13 protein-coding genes and 1 pseudogene are annotated in these 20,029 nt (G+C 66.2%); 5 read left to right on the top strand and 9 right to left on the bottom strand.

Going from position 1 to position 20,029, the window contains the following annotated elements:
- Positions 1-45 precede the first annotated feature (45 nt).
- The 6 genes and pseudogenes from AVR91_RS36690 to AVR91_RS36665 all read right to left on the bottom strand — a co-directional run.
- Entirely contained in the window at positions 46-663 is a 618-nt protein-coding gene (locus tag AVR91_RS36690; protein ID WP_063274102.1) for a class I SAM-dependent DNA methyltransferase, read from the bottom strand.
- A gap of 32 nt (positions 664-695) precedes the next feature.
- Complete coding sequence (locus AVR91_RS36685; RefSeq protein ID WP_063274183.1) at positions 696-2,291, bottom strand: DUF7850 domain-containing protein; 1,596 nt, start codon at positions 2,289-2,291, stop codon at positions 696-698.
- Positions 2,292-2,418: 127 nt separating this feature from the next.
- Positions 2,419-4,521 carry a PhoX family protein gene (locus tag AVR91_RS36680; protein ID WP_063274103.1) on the bottom strand — a complete coding sequence of 701 codons (2,103 nt, stop codon included), beginning with the start codon at positions 4,519-4,521 and terminating at the stop codon, positions 2,419-2,421.
- Between the two features lie 179 nt (positions 4,522-4,700).
- Complete coding sequence (locus tag AVR91_RS36675; RefSeq protein ID WP_076857520.1) at positions 4,701-6,743, bottom strand: PhoX family protein; 2,043 nt, start codon at positions 6,741-6,743, stop codon at positions 4,701-4,703.
- A gap of 97 nt (positions 6,744-6,840) precedes the next feature.
- Positions 6,841-8,058 (bottom strand): MFS transporter, encoded by a 1,218-nt coding sequence (locus AVR91_RS36670; RefSeq protein ID WP_063274105.1) that lies wholly within the window; start codon positions 8,056-8,058, stop codon positions 6,841-6,843.
- A pseudogene (locus AVR91_RS36665) lies at positions 8,048-8,337 on the bottom strand (MarR family winged helix-turn-helix transcriptional regulator); the annotation flags it as partial. The pseudogene AVR91_RS36665 and the gene AVR91_RS36670, both read right to left, overlap by 11 nt.
- A gap of 98 nt (positions 8,338-8,435) precedes the next feature.
- Between AVR91_RS36665 and AVR91_RS36660 the strand changes: the two are divergent.
- Positions 8,436-9,071 carry an HAD family hydrolase gene (locus AVR91_RS36660; RefSeq protein WP_063274106.1) on the top strand — a complete coding sequence of 212 codons (636 nt, stop codon included), beginning with the start codon at positions 8,436-8,438 and terminating at the stop codon, positions 9,069-9,071.
- A gap of 345 nt (positions 9,072-9,416) precedes the next feature.
- Here AVR91_RS36660 and AVR91_RS36655 read toward each other — a convergent pair whose 3' ends face one another.
- Both AVR91_RS36655 and AVR91_RS36650 read right to left on the bottom strand, forming a co-directional pair.
- Positions 9,417-10,499 (bottom strand): inositol-3-phosphate synthase, encoded by a 1,083-nt coding sequence (locus AVR91_RS36655; protein ID WP_016338274.1) that lies wholly within the window; start codon positions 10,497-10,499, stop codon positions 9,417-9,419.
- Between the two features lie 63 nt (positions 10,500-10,562).
- Positions 10,563-11,108, bottom strand: coding sequence for a PadR family transcriptional regulator (locus tag AVR91_RS36650; RefSeq protein ID WP_005168208.1), 546 nt, complete (start codon positions 11,106-11,108; stop codon positions 10,563-10,565).
- A gap of 247 nt (positions 11,109-11,355) precedes the next feature.
- On the opposite strand from AVR91_RS36650, the gene AVR91_RS36645 reads away from it, so the two are divergent.
- Positions 11,356-11,769: a DUF5318 domain-containing protein gene (locus AVR91_RS36645; RefSeq protein WP_043848473.1), complete on the top strand. Its 414-nt coding sequence runs from the start codon at positions 11,356-11,358 to the stop codon at positions 11,767-11,769.
- Positions 11,770-12,256: 487 nt separating this feature from the next.
- Positions 12,257-14,656, top strand: a complete 2,400-nt coding sequence (locus tag AVR91_RS36640; RefSeq protein ID WP_083715308.1) for a transglycosylase domain-containing protein — start codon at positions 12,257-12,259, stop codon at positions 14,654-14,656.
- A gap of 99 nt (positions 14,657-14,755) precedes the next feature.
- Here AVR91_RS36640 and AVR91_RS36635 read toward each other — a convergent pair whose 3' ends face one another.
- A complete protein-coding gene (locus AVR91_RS36635; protein WP_063274108.1) occupies positions 14,756-15,247 on the bottom strand; it encodes a hypothetical protein in 492 nt (163 codons plus the stop codon).
- Positions 15,248-15,722: 475 nt separating this feature from the next.
- Between AVR91_RS36635 and AVR91_RS36630 the strand changes: the two genes are divergently transcribed.
- A complete protein-coding gene (locus AVR91_RS36630; protein ID WP_143254216.1) occupies positions 15,723-19,034 on the top strand; it encodes a golvesin C-terminal-like domain-containing protein in 3,312 nt (1,103 codons plus the stop codon).
- Complete coding sequence (locus AVR91_RS36625) at positions 19,001-19,996, top strand: S8 family serine peptidase (protein WP_063274110.1); 996 nt, start codon at positions 19,001-19,003, stop codon at positions 19,994-19,996. The genes AVR91_RS36630 and AVR91_RS36625 overlap by 34 nt, the downstream gene beginning before the upstream one ends.
- Positions 19,997-20,029: the final 33 nt, after the last annotated feature.

The following is a 20,029-nucleotide window of genomic DNA, read 5'->3' as shown; positions in this document are numbered from 1 at the left end:
CCGGCTCGGTTGCGTGCGCAGGAGATCAGGTCCGCGGCCCGCGCGTCAAACCGCGCGGGCGGACAGACAGGCTTGTGGCCATTTCCTCCCTTCCATGGTCAGCCGCGCGGTGACCTCGAAGCCGGCCTCGCCCAGCTGGTCGGCGATCCGGCCGGGATCCAGCAGGTAGGCGTCGTAGCTGACCGGGTGGCCGTACGCCGTTTCCGGGCTCAGCCGCTCGTCACCGACGTGGAATCCGACCAGGAGACGGCCTCCGGGCGCGAGCGTGCGGCGGAACTCCGCGAACACCTCGGGGAGCACCTCCGGCGGTAGATGGAAGATCGACCACCAGGCGACCAGACCACCCAAAGAGCCGTCGCGGAAATCCAAGGCTGTCATCGAGCCGACGAAAAACCGCTGGTCAGGATACTGACGACGAGCCACCTCGATCATTTTCGGCGACAAGTCGACACCCGAGACGTCGAGGCCGAGCGACGCCAGGTGAGCGGTGACGTGACCGGGACCGCAGCCGACGTCGGCGACCGGCCCGCGTACCTGCTCGGCGAACGCGGCCAGCATCGCGCGGCTGATCGGCTCCTGGTCGAAGCGCGGGCCGATCAGCGCGGCGTAGTCCTCGGCGACTGTGTCGTAGGACTCGCGGGTGGCGTCGAGATGTGAGGTCACGGTGGGCGACGCTAGCGGCACCCACCGACAATTCACGGTTCGAGCAGCCCGGCGTCCCTGGTCAGGTCCTCCGGCGCCGCCACCGAAGCCACCGGCGTGCACCCGGTCGCGGGATCCGCCGCCGAATCCGTGCCGTTGTGGTGCGCGGCGCCGGATCGGGTCAGCTGACGCGAGCCGACGTCGAAGCACACCTGGTACGAGCCCGGAGCCAGCCGCTCGAAGGCGTATCGGCCGTCCGGCCCGGTGACGGCCGAGCCGACCTCCTTGCCCGACGCGTCCTTCAAAATCACCTTCACGTCCGGGACGCCGAGTTCGTCGCGGCTCTGGAGGCCGTCCTTGTCCTTGTCCAGCCACACGAAGTCGCCCAGCCTGCTCAGCGGCGCGACGAGACCCGCGGCGAGTGTCAGGTCGATCCGTTTGCGAGGGCCGACGGTGGTGGTCGCGGTGCAGCCGGTCGCCGGGTCGGCGTCCGAATCCTTCGCGTCGTCGCCTGCGTCCTTCGCCGTGTACGTGTAGGGAAGCCCGGCGATGTCGAAGCAGACCTGGTAGATGCCGTCCTTCAGCTTCGTGAAGCGATACTTCCCACCGGCGTCCGTGGTGATCGTCCCGAGCGCCTTGCCCGAGGCGTCCTTCAATGTCACCTTCACGCCCTGAACGCCCGGCTCCCCGGCGTCCTGCAGGCCGTCGCGGTCGACGTCGTCCCAGACGAGCTCGCCGATCTCGTCGATCGCGGGCGGCGGGGTGACCTTGATGGTCGTCGTCGCGGTCTTCTTCGGCAGGGTGCCGCTGGAGACGGTCACGGTGCTGACGTGGCCGTTGTCCGCTTCGGTGACGTTCTTGTGGTCGCAGGTGACGGTCGCGGACTTGCCGCTGTCGAGGGTCGCGATCGGCGCTGGTTTCACGTCGCAATACGGGTCTTCGACCTTGATGTCGGTCAGCGTCGTGGTGCCGTCGTTGGTGACGGTGAACCGGTAGTTCGCGGTGGTGCCCGCCTCGACGGTGGCCGTGGCGCCCCAGGTGCCGCTCGCCGGATCCCGCACCTCGGCCTTGGCCGAGAACGAGGCGACCTGCAGGTGGACGCAGTCCCACATGACCCAGTTGCGGTCGGTGGCGGCGAAGAACTTCACGGAGCCCGCCGACGGCGGCGCGATGGACGGCGGGAAGTCCTGCCGCGCCAGCGCGCCGTCGCTTTCGACGGCGTGCGTGACCTTGAGCTTGTTCTCCAGGACGACCTTGCCGGACCCGTCGTAGAACCGCAGGCCCGTCTCCTGGACGGCGTCCGTGCGCTGGAGGTTCGTGCCGGTCCAGTCGGTCAGGGTGTACACGGCACCGGGCACGAACTTCAGTGCCGCGTAGGCGGTGCTGACCATCTTGTCCGGGGTCGCGATGAGGGCGTATCGGCCGCCGTCGGGCTGGTAGCCACTCGCCGTCGACAGCCGCGGCTGCTTGCTCCGCGGCGTTCCTGGTGGCACCGGGGCGGCCGGGCTGAACGTGTACCCGGCGGGCGGGCTGCCCTGCTCGACGCTCGGATTCGGCGCGGCGCCGCCGGTGCAGCCGGACGGGATCGCCGCCGCCTGCGCGTAGGAAGGGACGAAGCCGAAGACGAGCGCGCCCGCCGTCATGAACACCAGTGCCCTTTTCACAGGGCTGAAGCTAATGAGCGCGGCGGGCTTCCGTCATCACCGAACGGTGTCGTCCGGCGCCCCGATCAGGGAGAACAAGTCTCGCCGAGAGTGATCGGGGCGCCGGAAGCGACTACTTGACGCCGATGCGGCCGACCTGGCCCCAGCGACCCTTCTTCCACACCGACACGATCGACGGACGCGGCTGCGAAGTGCCGCCGTCCGGCCAGTGCGACGTCGGGTTCGCGGAGCTGTCCGCGTCCTCACCCGGGTGCTGCACGGCGACGAGCACCAGGTGGTCGGTCACCACCGGGCCGCAGCATTCCGCGCCGACCGGGACCGACAGGAACTGCTTGACGTGCCCGCGTTCCGGACCGTCGACCGGCACCGAGAACAGACCGTCGTGCGCGCCGAGCGCGTTGCCGTCGGTGGAGATCCACAGGTTGCCGTGCCGGTCGAACGCGACGTTGTCCGGGCAGGAGATCGGGCTGACCTGCTCCTTCGGGAAACCGCCGAAGTAGGTGTCCGCCGTCTTCGGGTCACCGCAGACCAGCAGGAGGCGCCAGGAGAACTTCGTCGACGCGGCGTCGCCCCGGTCCTCTTCCCATTCCAGGACGTGGCCGTTGCGGTTGTTCGGCCGCGGGTTCGCCTCGTCGACGTTCGCCTTGCCGGCGGGGCCACGCTGGCTGTTGTTGGTCAGCGCGGCGTAGATCCGGCCGTTGACCGGGTTCGGCTCGATGTCCTCGGGGCGGTCCATCTTGGTCGGCTTGACCTTGTCCGCCGCCTCGCGGGTGAAGATGTAGACCTCTTCGGCGGTGAAACCGTCCACAAAGGACTTGTCGCCCGACGCCAGCGGGATCCACTCGCCGACACCGTCGAATTCACCGTCCGAGGGCAGTTTCCCGGTGCCGTCGATCTCGGCGGCCGGGCTGTCGCCGGTGAAGCGGCCGACGTACAGGGTGCCGTCGTCGAGCAGCGCCGAGTTGTGGCGGCGCGCGTGCGCGCTCTTGCCCGGCTTGTACTTGCCCTTGGAGACGAACTTGTAGATGTACTCGAAGCGCTCGTCGTCACCCGAGTAGACGGCGACGCGGCCGTCCTTGGTGATCTTGATGTTCGCGGCCTCGTGCTTGAACCGGCCGAGCGCGGTGTGCTTGATCGGCGTCGAGTTCGGGTCGTTCGGGTCGATCTCGACGACCCAGCCGAAGCGGTTGGCCTCGTTGGGCTCCTTCGCGAGGTCCCAGCGCTTGTCGAACCGCTCCCACTTACGGGTGCTTTCGGTGCCGGAGAAGCCGTACCGCTTCAACCGCGCGGCGGCGACCGGGTCGGTGACGCTCGCCGCGTTGGCGAAGTACTGGTTGACGTTCTCCTCGCCGGAAAGCACGGTGCCCCAAGGGGTCACGCCGCCGGCGCAGTTGTTCTGCGTGCCGAAGACCTTGCGGCCCGTCGGGTCCGCGGAGGTCTTGAGGTACTTCGAACCGGCGGCCGGGCCACGCACCTCGAAGGCGGTGTTCAGCGTGATGCGGCGGTTGAACGGGCTCGGCGTCACGCGCAGGGCGCCACCGATCGGGTCGCGGAAGGCCTGGACGACCGAAAGGCCGTGCGCGGCCCACGCGATCTTGACCTGCTCCTCGGTCGGGTTCTTCGGGTCGTACTGGTCGGCCGGGAACATGTGGACCTCGGTGGTGTACTCGTGGTTCACCACCAGCAGGTTGCGGATGCCCAGCGGATCCTGCGGGATCAGACCGACGAAGTCGCAGTTGTAGCCGAACTGCTTGGCCTGCGCGGCCGCGGTCTGCTTGTGGAAGTCGAACTTCGGCGCGCCCCATTCGACGGCGTCGCCCCAGCGGATGACGACACGCTGCTCGTAACCCTCGGGGATGGTGATCGCGTCGAGGGTGTTCGGCGGCACCGCTTCGAAGTCGGTGCCGGGCACCGGACGCCCGGGGCGGCCCGGCTTGCCGTGGCCCGCGGCGGAGACGTCAGCCGGGGTTTCGGCGGCGGCCGTGCCGGACAGCGCGGCGAAACCGCCCGCGGTGGCGGCCATCACGGCGCCCGCCTTCAGCGCGCCACGACGGGAAAGCACGTTCTTGACGACGTCGCCGAAGTATTCGTTGTCCGACGTGTTCGGCTCGGGGTGGGCGCACGCGTTGCCGCAGCGGTACTCGCAGGTGACCGCGGAGCGGCCACCGGGGTGGGAGGTGATCAACGGCAGGAGCCGCTGAGGCTCGAAGGACACAGGGCCTCCATGGTCGCGGTGGGTACACGTAGTCCAGTCGGGGGAACGCCGTGACGTTAAGCGACCAAAACGATCCAGCTCTGGCCAGAAGATGAACAGCGCGCGAACGAGCGATGGCGCGCTGCCGGACCCGGCAGCGCGCCATCGACCAAAAGTACTGCTAGATCGTTGCTTTTCGACTAGGAGCCGATGTCTTCCAGGCCATGCCTGCCCGGTTTCCACACCGCCACCACGGAGGGACGAGGCTGGGTTTCCTCGCCGTCCGGCCAATGGGAGGCCGGTTTGTCGGCGTTCGCGCCGTCCACTTCACCCGGATGCTGGACACACACCGTGACGATCTTCCGCTCGACGATCGGCCCGCAGGTCTCCGCGCCGCGGGGCACGGTGAGGAACAGCTTCAGCTCGCCGCGGTTGCGGCCCTCCAGAGGCACGGAGTAGAGGCCGTCGTTGATGCCGAGCGCGCCGGCCGAGTCGGTGGAGATCCAGAGGTTGCCGTGCCGGTCGAAGGCCACGTTGTCCGGGCTGGAGATCGGCGAGACCTGGTCCTTGGGGAAGCCGGCGAAGTAGGTGTCCGGCGAGGCCGGATCGCCGCACACCAGGAAGAGCCGCCAGCTGAAGGTCAGCGCGAGCGCGTCCCCGCGCCGCTCTTCGAGTTCCAGCACCTGGCCGTGCTTGTTGTTCAGCCGCGGGTTGGGCTCGGTGGCGCCTTCCTTGCCGGGGTTGCCGCGTTCGACGTTGTTGCTGAGCGCGCAGTAGATCCGGCCGGTGTACGGATGGGCCTGGATGTCCTCCGGGCGGTCCATCTTGGTGGCGCCGACCCGGTCGGCCGCCTCGCGGGTGAAGACGTACACCTCTTCGGCGGTCATTCCGTCCACAAAGGACTTCTTGCCGGACGCCAGCGGGATCCATTCGCCGCCGCCGTCGAATTCGCCGTCACTGGGCAGTTTCCCGGTGCCGTCGATCTCGGCGGGCGGGCTGTCGCCGGTGAACCGGCCGACGTAGAGCGTGCCGTCGTCGAGCAGGGTCATGTTGTGGCGCCGGGCATGCGCGCTGTTCCCCGGCTTCATCCGGCCCTTCGAGATGAACTTGTAGATGTACTCGAAACGCTCGTCGTCGCCGGAGTAGGCGACCACGCGGCCGTCCTTGGCGACGCGGATGTTGGCCGTCTCGTGCTTGAACCGGCCCAGATGCGTGTGCTTGACCGGGGTGCTGTCGGGATCGTGCGGGTCCAGCTCGATCACCCAGCCGAAGCGGTGGGCTTCGTTCGGCTCCCTGGCGATGTCCCAGCGCGCGTCGAACCGCTCCCATTTGCGGGTGGTCGCGGTGCCCCTGATGCCGTAGCGCGCGTAGCGCTTGCGCTTCACGGGATCGGTCACCGTTTCGGCGTTCCCGAAGTACTGGTTGATGTTCTCCTCGCCGGACAGGATCGTGCCCCACGGCGTGACGCCGCCCGCGCAGTTGTTCATCGTGCCCAGCACCACCGTGCCGGTGGGGTCGGCGGCGGTTTTGAGCAGGTCGCTGCCCGCGGCGGGCCCGGTCACCTTGAACGGCGTGTGCAGCGTGATCCGCCGGTTGTAGCGGGACATCTTCGGCCGCAGGTGCCCGGTGTCGCGTCCGCGCGACACCTGGACGACGGTCAGCCCGTGGGCCGCCCACGCGATCTTGACCTGCTCCTCCGTCGGGTTGTCCTTGTCGTAACCGCGGAACATGAACTCTTCCGAGGTGTACTCGTGGTTCGTGACCAGGAGCGAAGTGAGGCCCCAGTGGTCGAGCGGCAGCAGCGCGGCGAAGTCGCAGTTGTAGCCGAACTGCTTCGCCTGCGCCTCGGCGGTCTGGTGGTCGAAGTCGAACTCCGGCGCGCCGGGCAGCACCGCGTCACCCCAGCGGATCACAATGCCCTGTTCGTAGCCTTCGGGCACCACGACGGCGTCGAGCGTGTTCGGTTGAACCCGCTGGTAGTCGGTGCCGGGCGGCGGTTTCGGGCGCCCCTCGGGAGCGGCGGACGCCGGCGCCGCGAGCGCGAGCGGCGTCCCGGCGGCCAGTGCGACGACGGCCGTCGCCTTCAGCGCGCCACGGCGGCTCACCGCGCCGAGCACGTCGGCGAAGGTGGGGTTGTCCGAGGTGTTCGGCGCGTCGTGGAAGCACGCGTCGCCACAGCGGTAGGTACAGGTCACTGACGCCCGGCTTGGTGAGTGGCCGGCCAGCAACGGAAGGAATTTCACGCGGACCTCGCATCTGCAGTTCGGGAGGTCGACGCTAAGGCACCGGACCGACGAGAGGAAACCCCTCGTTGGTCCGGTGTTCACCCTTTGTTCCGATTTACATCTCTTCGCCGACGAGGACCGCTTCGGCCGGGATCGTGCGCGGGTCGGCGGTCTTCTCGCGGATCGTCAGCAGGGCACCGGCGAGCACGCACAGGATCGCGGCGATCACGAACGGCGCCTGCTTGGCACCGAACCACTCGGCCAGGTGACCGACGACGGTCGCGGCGACCGCGCCGCCGAGCCAGCGGCAGAAGTTGTACCCGGCGCTCGCGACCGGACGCGGGGCGCCGCTGATCGACATCGCCGTCCCGGTGAAGAGCGTGTTGAGCAGGCCGGACACCAGACCGGACAGGATGATGCCGACCACCAGCACCGGCTTGCTCGGGATCGCCATGATCAGCAGCAACACGGCGTAGCCGAAGACGGCGACGACGGTCGCGTGCCGCTCGCCGAGCTTCGCGGCGAGCTTCGGCGCCAGCACCACACCCGCGACGGCGACCGAGAGGCCCCAGCCGCAGAAGATCAGGCCGACGGCGACGGCGCTCCACTCCAGCACGAACGGCGACCAGGCCAGCACCACGAAGAACGCGGCCGTGTACAGCGCGGAACCGATCGAAGTACGCAGCAACCCGCCGTGTTTCAGCGCGCGGAACGGGTCGAGCAGGCGGATCTTCGGCCGCTTCTCCTTCGCGTCGGCGGTCAGGAAGATCGAGCAGAGCACGAGACCGCACAGCATCAGCAGCGAAGTGCCGAGGAACGGGCCGCGCCACGAGATGCTGCCGAGCAGGGCACCCAGCAGAGGGCCGACCGCGAGGCCGACGCCGAGCGCGGCTTCGTACAGCAGGATCGCGCCCGCCTGGCCGCCGGTCGCGGCGCCGACGATCACCGAAAGCGCGGTCGCGATGAAGAAGGCGTTGCCGAGTCCCCAGATCGCGCGCAGCCCGATGAGCTGCTCGATCGACCCGGACGCGGCGCACAGCGCGGTGGCGACGACGACCAGCGTCAGCCCGACGACCACGGTCCGCTTGGCCCCGAACCGGGCGCTCATCGCGCCGGTCACCAGCATGGCGACCGCCTGGACGCCGAGATAGCTGGAGAACAGCAGCGTCACTTCGGACGGCGTCGCCTTCAGGCCTTCCGCGATCGACAGCAGGATCGGGTCGACCAGCCCGATGCCCATGAACGCGATGACCGCGGCGAACGCGGTGATCCATACCTGTTTGGGCTGCCCCTTGACGGCGTCCAACAGGCTCGAGTGGGGCTCAGCGCTCATCGCGGATCAGTTCCTCCTTCTTGTCTTCGTGCAGCAACCTGGTGAGGGCGGGAAGCGCGGCTCGCGGAGGAACTCCTCCCGCGCGACGATCAATCGCCGATGGAAGCGCTGCCCGACCTCGGTGACCTCGACGAGCACGGCGCGGCCGTCGGCGGGATCACGGCGACGGCTGACCAGGCCCAGCCGTTCCAGGTCGGCGAGCGTGCTCATCCGGCGCGGACCGCCGTTGAGCAGCTGCGACAGCACCGAACCCTGCGTGAGGGTGAGCAGCACCTGCGGGTCGGCGACTTCCGTGGCCACTTAGCTATGCTAACTAAAATTACTGAGCATGGCTAAGTAATCTGCCGCACAGGTTTCAACGGCCTAGGGTTGAAGGCGTGGAAGCGGTGATCTTCGATCTCGACGGTGTCCTGGTGGATTCGGAAAAGATGTGGGACGAGGTCCGCCGGGCGGTCGTCCACGAGTTCCACGGCACCTGGCGGGAGGAATCGACCAGGGCCATGCAGGGGATGAGCACCCCGGAATGGGCCGCCTACCTGGCGCACGACCTCGGCGTCCAGCTGCGGCCCGAGGACGTGGCGCAGGTGGTGATCGACCGGATGGCGCGGCGGTACGCGGAAAAACCGCCGATCATCCCGGGTGCGCCGGGCGTCGTCCGCGAGGTCGCGAAGCACTGGCCGGTGGCGATCGCCAGCTCGTCGCCGCCGCTGCTGATCAAGGCGTTCCTCGACATCACGCGGCTGCCGGTGCCGACTGCGGTCTCGTCGGAGCAGGTCGGCGCGGGGAAACCGGCGCCCGATGTGTATCTGAAAGCGGCCGAGCTGCTGGGCGCGGAGCCGAAGAACTGCGCGGCCGTGGAGGACACCACGAACGGGCTGCGCGCGGCGCTGGCGGCGGGGATGACGGTGTACGCGGTGCCGAATCCGCATTTCCCGCCGGATCCGGCGGTGCTGGAGCAGACGACGGTGGTCTCGGTGATCACGGACCTGCCGTCGGTGCTTCAGGCGGACTGAAGGGCCTTGGACGACCGCGGCCGACGTTGCGAAAGCCACTTTCGCAACCTTCAACGTTGCGAAAGTGGCTCTCGCAACCCCGCCGGTCAAGGCCGGCACCCAGCGGGGCCACGGCGAGCAAGAAACGCGTGGACGACCGCGTGATCGCCAGTAGGTACCCAGGACACGGTTGGCTCTGCCCCTCTTTGCCACTCACGACTCTCCGCAAAGTGACCTACGGTGGAGCACGGCCTGGAGTCCTCGCTCACAACACGCAGCGAAGGCTCCCTGTATGTCATGAAAGGGCCGTTCCTGACGAAAAACGTCAGGAACGACCCTTTCATGACATTTGAGCGACCGGGAGGGTCACGCCTCGCCGGCGATGAACTTCTCCACCGCGTCGCGGGCGGTCGCGTCGTCGTACTGCTCCGGCGGCGACTTCATGAAGTACGAGGAAGCCGAGAGGATCGGGCCGCCGATGCCGCGGTCCTTCGCGATCTTCGCGGCGCGCACGGCGTCGATGATGATGCCCGCCGAGTTCGGCGAGTCCCACACCTCGAGCTTGTACTCCAGGTTCAGCGGCACGTCGCCGAAGGCGCGGCCTTCGAGCCGGACGTAGGCCCACTTGCGGTCGTCGAGCCACTGCACGTAGTCGGACGGCCCGATGTGGACGTTGCCCTTGCCGAGCTCGCGGTCGACCTGTGAGGTGACCGACTGGGTCTTCGAGATCTTCTTCGACTCGAGCCGCTCCAGCTCCTTCATGTTCAGGAAGTCCATGTTCCCGCCCACGTTGAGCTGCATCGTCCGGTCGAGCTGGACGCCGCGGTCTTCGAACAGCTTCGCCAGCACGCGGTGCGTGATGGTGGCCCCGACCTGGGACTTGATGTCGTCACCGACGATCGGGACGCCGGCCGCGCGGAACTTCTCCGCCCACTCCGGGTCGGAGGCGATGAACACCGGCAGCGCGTTGACGAACGCCACACCGGCGTCGATGCACGCCTGCGCGTAGAACTTGTCGGCCTCTTCGGAACCCACCGGCAGGTAGGAGACGAGCACGTCGACCTCGGCCTCGCGCAGCGCGGCGACGACGTCGACGGGGGTCTCGTCGGACTCCTCGATGGTCTCGCGGTAGAAGCGGCCGAGACCGTCGTAGGTGTGACCGCGCTGCACGGTGACACCCAGCGGCGGCACGTCCGCGATCTTGATCGTGTTGTTCTCCGAGGCGAAGATCGCCTCGGACAGGTCGCGGCTGACCTTCTTGGCGTCCACGTCGAACGCGGCGACGAACTCGATGTCGCGGACGTGGTACTCGCCGAACACGACGTGCATCAACCCGGGCACGCGGGTGCCGGCATCCGCGTCGCGGTAGTACTGAACGCCCTGGACCAGCGAGGCCGCACAGTTGCCGACGCCCACGATGGCCACCCGAACGCGGCGGTTCTCGCCCATGCCGGTTTCTCCTTCATTAGTCCAACAGTTGTAGGTAATGCGCAGCCGGGACCGCGGAGCGCCTCAGGTCTCCGGTCCTCGCTGCTCGGCCTGTTCGTGCGCGATCAGCTCGTTGAGCCAGCGCACCTCCCGCTCACTGGACTCCAGCCCGAGCCGGTGCAGCTCACGGGTGTAGCGGTCGATCTTCTCCTCGGCCCGCGCCATTGCCGTCCGAAGTCCTTCTCGGCGTTCCTCGACCCGACGACGACGGCCTTCCAGGATTCGCATCCTGACGTCGGCCGGTGTCCTCGAAAAGAACGCCAGGTGGACGCCGAAGCCTTCGTCGTCCCACGTCTGCGGCCCGGCGTCGCCGAGCAGTTCGGCGAACCGTTCCTTGCCCTCGGCGGTGAGCTTGTACACCCGCTTGCCCCGGCGTGCCCACGCCCGGTCTTCCACCTCTTCGAGCTCCTCGACGAGGTAACCGGCGCGAAGCAACCGGCGCAAGGTCGGATACAGCGAGCCGTACGAGAACGTCCGGAACATCCCGAGCGTCTCGTGCAAACGTTTGCGCAGCACGTAACCGTGCATGGGGGTCTCGTGCAACAGCCCCAAGATCGCGAGCTCCAGCACACCGCACCCCCTTCCGGGAACAAACCGCGACCGGTCGCGTTGGCCACCGTGACCGGCTCGGTCAACCTACCGGCCCACTATATCGCGCCGATACATCGAAGTGGCGTAGCTAACCCGATCGAGACCCGGTGGATCCGGACGAAATTCACCGGAGAGTTATCGAATCGTCGGCGTGTCCGACCGTGCGCGGACCGTCTCCCCGAGAACGGGGCGTGGACCACACAGCAAGAGCCCGTACTCTGTTGGCGTGCGAAACCAGCGGCAGGTCGTGGACTACGCCTTACAGCGGCGCGCGCTGCTCAAGGGCGTCCACTCCGGACGGGTCGGCACATACGACGTCTGCGACGCGGGTCCGTACCTCCTGCGGGCCGCGAAATTCCACGGCCGACCAGGCGAGCAGGACTGCCCGGTCTGTCATCGGGAGGAACTGACCCTGGTGTCCTGGGTGTACGGCGACGAGCTCAAGCACGCCGCCGGATCGGCCAAGACGCCGGAGGAACTGATGCGGATGGACGGGCTCTTCGCGGAGTTCACCGTCTACGAAGTCGAGGTCTGCCGGAGCTGTCACTGGAACCACCTGGTGCGGTCCTACGTCCTCGGAACAGGAGAACCGGGAACCACCCGGCCACGGACCCGGTCGCAGAGGACAGCGGGTCAGTGACAGGTATCGAAAACGCAGTTGACCACAGAGCGGCGTCCCCCGAAGCGCCGGTCTGGGAGGCCCATTCGTGAACGACGACCGCAAGCGCTCCTGGCCTGGCCAGGAGCCTGATGCACCTCGCCGTGCCCAATGGCCGGGCGAAACCGACGATCCGGGCTGGCCGAGCGAAGAACCGCCGCGCCGCCCGCAGCGCCGGACACCTCCGAACGGCACCCCCCGCTCGGCCCGGCCCCGGTCCGCGAACGATCCGCAGTGGCCGGGCGCCGACGCCGGCGGCCCGGAGTGGCCCTCCGACAACGAACCCCGCCGTCCAGCGGCCCCGCGTCGCGCGAACGGCATGCCCCCGCGCAGGCAGGGGCCCCCGCCGCCGGGAGCCCGAGGCCCCGCCGGTGACCCGCGGTCCCGCCAGGGTGCCGCCGGGCACCGCCCGCCGCCGCCCCCGCCCGGCAACCGCCGTCCGCCGGCACCGGCCGACCAGGCGACCGCGATGGTCCGGCCGGTGGAGCCGGAGCCGTACGAGCGCGAGCCCGAGCTCATCACGCATCACGCGCACAACGGCACCGAAGACCCGTACGGCTACGACCCGTACGACGACCGCTATGACGATCGTCACGAAAGCACCGCCCTCGGCGCCGAGGGCGAGGAGCCCTACGACGACGAGCCCGCCGAAGACGATCAGGACGGCAAGAAGAAGGTCCTCACGCCGAAGCAGCGCAAGAAGCGCCGCTGGCGGATCGTCCGCCGGGTCCTCTACGCGATGTTCGGCCTGTTCGTCGTGGTGCCCGCGATCGCGTTCGTCATCACCTACTTCCTGGTGGACGTCCCGTCGCAGGAAAGCGTCGCGAGCCTGCAGAGCCAGCCGATCACGCTGATGTACGCCGACGGCAGCCCGATGGGCAAGATCGCGCCAGCCAGCGGCGGAAGCCGGTACCTGCTGCAGCCGGGCGACGTCCCGGAAGTGGTCAAGAAGGCCGTTTACGCGGCCGAGGACTCGTCGTTCGAGACCAACTCCGGTTTCGACGTCGGCGGCATCCTGCGCGCGGTCTACAACAACCTGACCGGCGGCCAGGGCGGCGGTTCGACGATCTCCCAGCAGTACATCAAGAAGGCCACGGCCAACGAGGCACCGACGCTCACGCGTAAATGGACCGAGCTGGCGAAATCCTTCAAGATGAACAACCAGATGTCCAAAGAGGAGATCATCACCGCCTACCTCAACACCATCTACTTCGGTCGCGGGGCGAACGGCATCGAAGCGGCCGCGCAGGCTTACTTCAAGAAGCCGGCCAAGGAGCTCAACGCGTCCGAGGCGGCCCTGCTCGCCGGTCTGATCCAGGGCCCGAGCAAGTCCGAGAACGAGGCTTACGCCACCAGGCGGTGGACCTTCGTGATGGACCAGATGGTGGCGAACAAGTGGCTCGACCCGGGTGCGCGCGCCACCGCCACGTTCCCGAAGCCGATCCCGAAGGCGCAGGCGAAGGCCGACAACGCCGGGACCATGAGCCTGCACATCCGCAACCGCGTGATCGACGAGCTCGAAGCCCGCGGTTACGACCAGGACCGGCTCCACCAGGGTGGCTACAAGATCACCACGACGATCGACCCCAAGGCGCAGAAGATGGCCGAGGAATCCGTCGCCGAGGGGATGAAGGGCCAGACGGACGAGAACATCCTGAACGCGCTGGTCGCGATCGACCCCAAGACCGGCGGCGTGGTCGCGTACTGGGGCGGCCCGGACTGGACGAAGAACGCGCAGGGCCAGGACGTCCAGGCCATGGACTGGGCGAACGTGCCGCACAACCCCGGTTCGGCGTTCAAGGCCTTCGACCTGGCCGCGTTCCTCAAGATGGGCCGCGGTCTCGGCGAGACGTTCGACGGCTCCAACAACCGGAAGTTCGACGTCGGCGGCGGCAACTACCGCACGATCCGGAACGCGGGCGAGAGCTCCAACTGCGGCACGCAGTGCACTGTCGCCGAGGCGATGAAGGTCTCCGCGAACACCGTGTTCTACGACATGGTGATCAACAAGACGAAGGTCGACCCTGTGGCGAAGGCCGCGAAGGAAGCCGGCGTCAAGACCGAGGACGAAGGCGGCAAGTCGGTTCTCTACCCTGACCTGAACATCGCCCTCGGCGGTGGCCGAACGGTTACGACCGCCGAAGACATGGCAGCCGGGTTCGCAACCTTCGCAAGTGAAGGCGTTCGGCAGAAACAGCACTTCGTCGCCAAACTCACGAACTCCCAGGACGAGGTCGAGTTCGACGAGACGGCTCCCAAGGGCGCTCCCGCCTTCAGCGACGACGCCGACAAGAGCAAGCAGATCGCGGGCAACGTCACCGACGCGCTCGAAGAGGTCATCCCCTATTCGAAGCTGAAGTGCCCGTCGAAGCACGAGTGCGCCGGCAAGACCGGGACGCAGCAGTACGACCCCAGGGACAGCGATCCGGCAAATTACCGCGACCGCAACGCGCAGACCTGGATGGTGGGCTACACGCCGAGCATTTCGACCGCGGTATGGGTCGGCGGCGACGGCAACAAGCCGCTGCACGACAAGAGCGGTAAGCCGATCTACGGCCGGACGATCGCCGGGCCCATCTGGGAAGATTTCATGTCCCGGTACATGACCGGCAAGCCGTCGGAGAAGTTCGACAGCGTCAAGCCGATCGGCAAGGACGCGCGTTCTGTGCCGACGACGACGGTTCAGAAACCGCCGCAGACATCGACGCCTCCGCCCGAGACACCGTCAACCACCACGACGCCGACAACTCCCACCGAGCCCACCGAGCCGACGGACACTGGCAAGCCGACGAAGCCCACCAAGCCGAGCTGGACGAGGCCGGGGCCGGGGACTTCGGATCCGTTGTTCCCGAACGGCGAAGATCCGTGACGATCGGGCGGATAGCATAAAGAAGGTGTGCCGGGCCATGCCTGGCACACCTTCTTTATCGGACAGGACGAACTACGGTCCTACGATCATGAAACCCGCTCAGTGCCAGCGTGAAAGCACCTGAACACCGCCGTCCCGTGCGCCTGCGCGGAAGACCCATTGAGAACTTGAGCTGGTCTGCTTGGCTGCCGACGTGATGGACATCTTCCCCTTCGAGTTGTAGAACGGCCCGCACTGCAACCAAGTGCGGCCCCCGTCCTGTGACCAGTCCAGCCACACGCTGCTCTCCTTCGGCAGCCAGTCCTGCACAGGTCCGTTGTCGCTCGCGAACAGCATCGCCCAGCCACGGGTCACACCGTTGACCTTGCCGAAGTTGAGAACCAGCCAATGTGAACCGCTTCTGACCTGTTCGACCTCCAGCCCTGACAGGTTGTCCGGGATATCGACGAAGCCGTTGGCTCCGCCTGCACAATCCCTCGCTGCGGCCATCGCGGGCGACGGCGCGACAACGCCGACCCCCGCGATCAGTCCCACGACCGCCGCCAAGGCTCCGACACGTGCGAGGAAACCGTGGGTACCGAGATTCTTCACATGAACCCCTCGAATTACCGCCGATTAGGTGACCACTCAGATCGACCACCGACCGGAAACCTTAGCAGCAAAGACCCTCCAAGCAAAGAAGATACTGCGAACATGAGTTCGACCCGATACTTGCGATTTTTTGCGTAAACTCGTCAAATTCTTCGTTATTCGAAGAATTTTTCATTCAAACATACGAAAACCTGGGCCGGCCCGCACGCTACCCGAATGGCGGATGACACCGCGTGCACCAGGCCGGTTTGATGATCAGCATCACCAGCCCGCGCTGGCGAGCGCTCGCGGGAGCACTTCTCTGCAGCACACCGAGGACACGGTTACTCATTTGTTTGATTTGCCGAACGCTTCACCGAAAGGAAGTAACCTGCTCGATCGAATCACGCCTTCGTTTTGATGAGCTTTCGAAGGGGGAAGAATGAGAAAGGTCGGCCATAGAGCCGCAATAGCCGCTTTAGCCGTGGTGTCCGTGATGTCCAGTGTCGCGATGACCACGCCTGACGCCGTTTCTTCCGGTACCGAGCAAGCCCCTGCGTCGCCCGCGCCCTCGATCCGACCGGCAGCGGTCGACCTCGCCCAGCGAAACGACCTGCTCGGACCAGGTTGGAAGGCGTCCCAAGACCGGCTGTGGACGACCAGCGGCGACGCAAATGGCTTTCACGTCCTAGTGGCCGAGGCTAAGACAGGATATTCCTGGCGAACTGCCGCGACCCTGCGTCAGCCTGGTCTGGAAGCTGATCAGTGGATCGGCAACGCCTGCATCACCGGCTCCGGCGACCGAGCAGTCGTCGTCTACGCGCCGCGGACGTTCACGAACAAGGAGAAGCTGACCTCCAGGGGTGGTTTCACCGCGATCGTCGATCTTGTTTCCGGCGCGATCACCCAGCTGCCTGTACGCACTTCGCTCGCGTATTACAACCCCGGCTGCGGCGCGGGCGAAACCGCGGCTTTGACTCAAGAAGCCACTGAAGACCTTGGCAAGACCGGCGTACTCCTCGCCGATGCCGCCTCCGGCAAAGTCGGCTCCCGTAAGGAGCTGGCAGGGCAGGTCACCTCGGCGCTGCCTGTCCCGGACGGCTTCGTGGTCGCGGACTCAAAAGGCCTTCTGAAGGTCGCGGATGACGGGAAATCGACACGCTTGGTCGCGAACACCGCAGGTGTCCCATTCGCCGTGAAGGCCGACGGCGATCGCGGCATCGTGTTCATGGACCAGACAAGAGACGCCACGAGGATCTTCCGCGCAGTTACGGAAGGGTCGGGCAAGAAGGCGCAAGTGCACCAGCTGGCGTCGGGCAAGCGCGGCGCCCTTGGCCTGTCGTCCGGCTCAGGAGGGCGGCTGTTCATCACCGGCGCGGCCGATAGCCTCACCCAGCTGCCCCCCTCGATCTCAAAAGTGGACGCACCGGTGTCCGCCAGCGTCTCCACCCTCGGCGAGGCGGTTGCCGAGGTCGTTCGGACGACCCCGTCGTCACCTGACGCAAGCACTCCCGAACTGGTACATATCGAGGCCAGGAGCGCGAGGACGGGCAAGGCGCTGGCCTTCACCGTGAACCCCGGCGAGACGTTGAAGCCCCGGTGGACCGACCCACGGGATCCGGCTCGGACCTGCGCCGTTCCACGGAACAGCACCGGCAGGCAGGTGTATCAGCCCAAACCCAAGCAGGTGGAATGGGCGGCGAACATGGCCGTCAAGGGGCAGCTCTCGATCACCCGTCCCGCCAACTGGCGAGGTAACGGGCTGGGCGCGTATGTACCTCAGCAGCTGTTCAGGTCCATCGAAACAGGGGGAGACGTGCAAGTCCCGGCACAGATCCTCTTGGGGATCCTTGGCCAGGAGTCCAACCTGTGGCAGGCGAGCAGGCACACTCTTCCAGGTGAGGTCGGAAATCCTCTGATCGGCAACTACTACGGTCTCGCGATCTACGACGAGCCGACCACCAATGACTGGGATATCCGGTGGGACAGGGCCGATTGCGGCTACGGAGTCTCCCAGCTGACCGACGGAATGCGCCTTGCCGGTCACGCGCGGCCAGACGAACAGCTGCTGCCAGCTGACGAACAGATCGCAGCAGCCACCGACTATGCAGCGAATCTCGTGGCCGGCCTCCGGATATTGAAGTCGAAATGGAACCAGCTGCAGCGCGCCGGAGTAACCATCAACAACAACGATCCGTCGAAGATTGAGAACTGGTTCTACGCAACCTGGGCGTACAACTCCGGTTACCACACCGGAAAAGGCAAGGACGACGACGGTGTCGCTGGATTGGGCTGGCTGAACAACCCGGCCAACCCGCGTTACCCCCCAGGCCGTACCGCGTTCGGCAAGAACCCTCGAGACTTCGCGACGCCAAGCCGTTGGCCTTATCCGGAAAAAGTACTGGGTTTCGCGTCGTATCCACCGAGCGGTTACGAGAATCCGGAGCTTGCCGTTCCCTTCTTCCGCGCCGCGCGATGGCTCACCGACCTCTTCAGGGAAGCAGCCGTGCCGCCCCCTTGGCTGTTCTGCGTCCAACAGAACTCGTGCGCATGGGGGACATCGACAAAGCCCGACGGCGAGGGAGTGGAAGACGAACCCGCCGGCCCTTGCCAGCACAAGAACGCGGCGGGCAAGTTCGACTTGAAATGCTGGATAACCTATCCGCTCATGTCGAAAGACGATTGCGCCAGAACCTGCGGGTTCGAATTCATTCGATATCCATATCCGGAGTACGCACAGGAGCCCGACGACGGAATCAGCTATCCTCCCGTCTGCACCCCGGCAGGCCTGGTAGCGGATGCCATCACCGTCGATGACGTGCCCAATGAAACAAAACCGGTCCAAAACCCCGGCTGCAACGGAATCGGGAGAAACTACGGAAGTTTCGACTTCACCTTCAAGAAGAACGCTCAAGGGTTCGAACCCGGAAAGATCGACCTCCACCAACTCGGCGGAGGACTCGGTTCTCATTTCTGGTTCAGCCACACTCGCGGTAGTTATCAAGAGGGCTTGGACCTCGAAATCAACGGGACCTGGACTTTCGAACCAATCGACGGTCTAGCGCGCGTGAAGGTACACATACCCGCCCATATGAACAAGGGTTCGCTCGTCACGTATCGTGTCGAGAACGCCAACGGTACCGTCCCGGTTATCGTCGACCAGAAATCTAATGACAATCGATGGGTCGATCTGGGCGTGCACCCCTTTTCGAAGTCTTCCCCGCCGAAGATCCACCTCGGCACAATTCAGCCGGAAACCAACGGGGAGAAGACCATCGCCTGGGATGCCGCCGCCCTGGAACCCGCCTACCAGACCGGATCAACCACTCTGTACCAGCCCACTGTATGGAATGACGCCAACGGCAGATGCATGATGTTGCGCAACAATTCCACTTCCGAAACCGTGGTCGAGCAACGCGATTGCAACAAATTCAGCGCCAACTACTGGTACTTCGAAAAGGTCGGCACCGAACCCGAAAGCAATGCGGCGATCAGCAGAATCATCGACCGAGGGAATGGCCGATGTCTACAGTCGCCCGACGGGTCGACCGGCTGGGGGGTGCCAGTCATAGAAGCCACTTGCGACAGCAACAACCTTGCTCAGCTATGGGTTGTACCCGACCTTGTGAACACTCCCGAACCGAAAATGATCCGCAATCGAGATCGCGGAATGTTCATAACACCGAAGGACTCTTCATACCTGAGCGGAACTCCACTGGTACTGGAACCCGAAAAGGCTGACGAAAACGGCAACTCGACCGATCCCAGCCAGTCATGGCGACTGAGTATGGAGGCGCCGCCTTCGTGATACCCGCTCTCGCGGTCAGTGTGATCGTTCTCCTCGGCTCCCCGGCAGGCGCGCCTGCCGGGGAGCCGCAGTGGGTCGATCAACTCGGCCTTGCCCAAGCCTGGTCCCACTCGCGTGGTGAAGGTGTCCGAGTCGGCCTCGTCGACACGGGCGTGGACCTGTCCGAGCCCGCACTGACGGGGCGAGTCTTAGCCCAAGCGGACTTCCCCGACCTCGGTGGTGGCGCGGCGAGCGGGGAAGGCCACGGCACCATCATGGCTTCCCTGGTCGCAGAAGTCGCACCACAAGCGAAGATCCTCTCCGCGCGGATGACCGGCGGCCCCGAGGACGCGAACAGCGCCATTCGCTGGGCAGTCGACGACGGCGCCACGGTGATCAACCTCTCACTCGGCGGGCCGGTCGATTCGCCTGCGTTCGACACTGGACTCCGGTACGCGATGGAACACGACGCGGTCGTGGTCGCCGCCGCGGGCAACGCCGACGTCGACAGCGAAGTCACAAGCCCCGCCGACCGACCCGGCGTGGTCGCGGTGTCCGCTGTAGACAAAAACGGTCATTTCGCCCGAAATGTAAGTGTGTCGGGACACGAGGTCAGCTTCGCTGCCCCTGGTGTTGGTATCACCACGGCTTCGAAGAGAGCGGCGCCGACATCGGGTACCAGCCATGCAGCGGCTCTGATGACTGGCGTAGTCGCACTGGTCAGGGCTCGTTTTCCTCAGCTGACGGCCGAGCAGGTGGTTGAGCGGCTCGCTCGCACCGCCAAGGACATGGGGGCTCCCGGGCGGGATCCGGAGTACGGATACGGGACGGTCGATCCCGTCGCTGCTTTGCTCTCGCCGGCTGCGACGGAGACGGAAAGCAGCGCTTTGACGTGGTGGCTCGGCCCCCTCGGGCTACTGGTCATAGTGGGAGTGTGGCTACTGATTCGTGGGCGTACGCGGGTTTTTTCGTCGCATCGGTGAACCTGAACCGATCCGATACGTCTTCAGTAGAAG

The organism is Amycolatopsis keratiniphila subsp. keratiniphila (genome assembly GCF_001620365.2).
Taxonomy (GTDB): Bacteria; Actinomycetota; Actinomycetes; order Mycobacteriales; family Pseudonocardiaceae; genus Amycolatopsis; species Amycolatopsis keratiniphila.
This window is presented reverse-complemented; position numbering and strand designations above follow the sequence as displayed.

What these genes read in the sequence shown, in the direction of transcription:
- AVR91_RS36670 (WP_063274105.1), bottom strand. Translation starts at nt 8,058, where the DNA reads ATGAGCGCTGAGCCCCACTCGAGCCTGTTGGACGCCGTCAAGGGGCAG.
- AVR91_RS36655 (WP_016338274.1), bottom strand. Translation starts at nt 10,499, where the DNA reads ATGGGCGAGAACCGCCGCGTTCGGGTGGCCATCGTGGGCGTCGGCAAC.
- AVR91_RS36640 (WP_083715308.1), top strand. Translation starts at nt 12,257, where the DNA reads ATGGTCCGGCCGGTGGAGCCGGAGCCGTACGAGCGCGAGCCCGAGCTC.
- AVR91_RS36630 (WP_143254216.1), top strand. Translation starts at nt 15,723, where the DNA reads ATGTCCAGTGTCGCGATGACCACGCCTGACGCCGTTTCTTCCGGTACC.
- AVR91_RS36625 (WP_063274110.1), top strand. Translation starts at nt 19,001, where the DNA reads ATGGCGACTGAGTATGGAGGCGCCGCCTTCGTGATACCCGCTCTCGCG.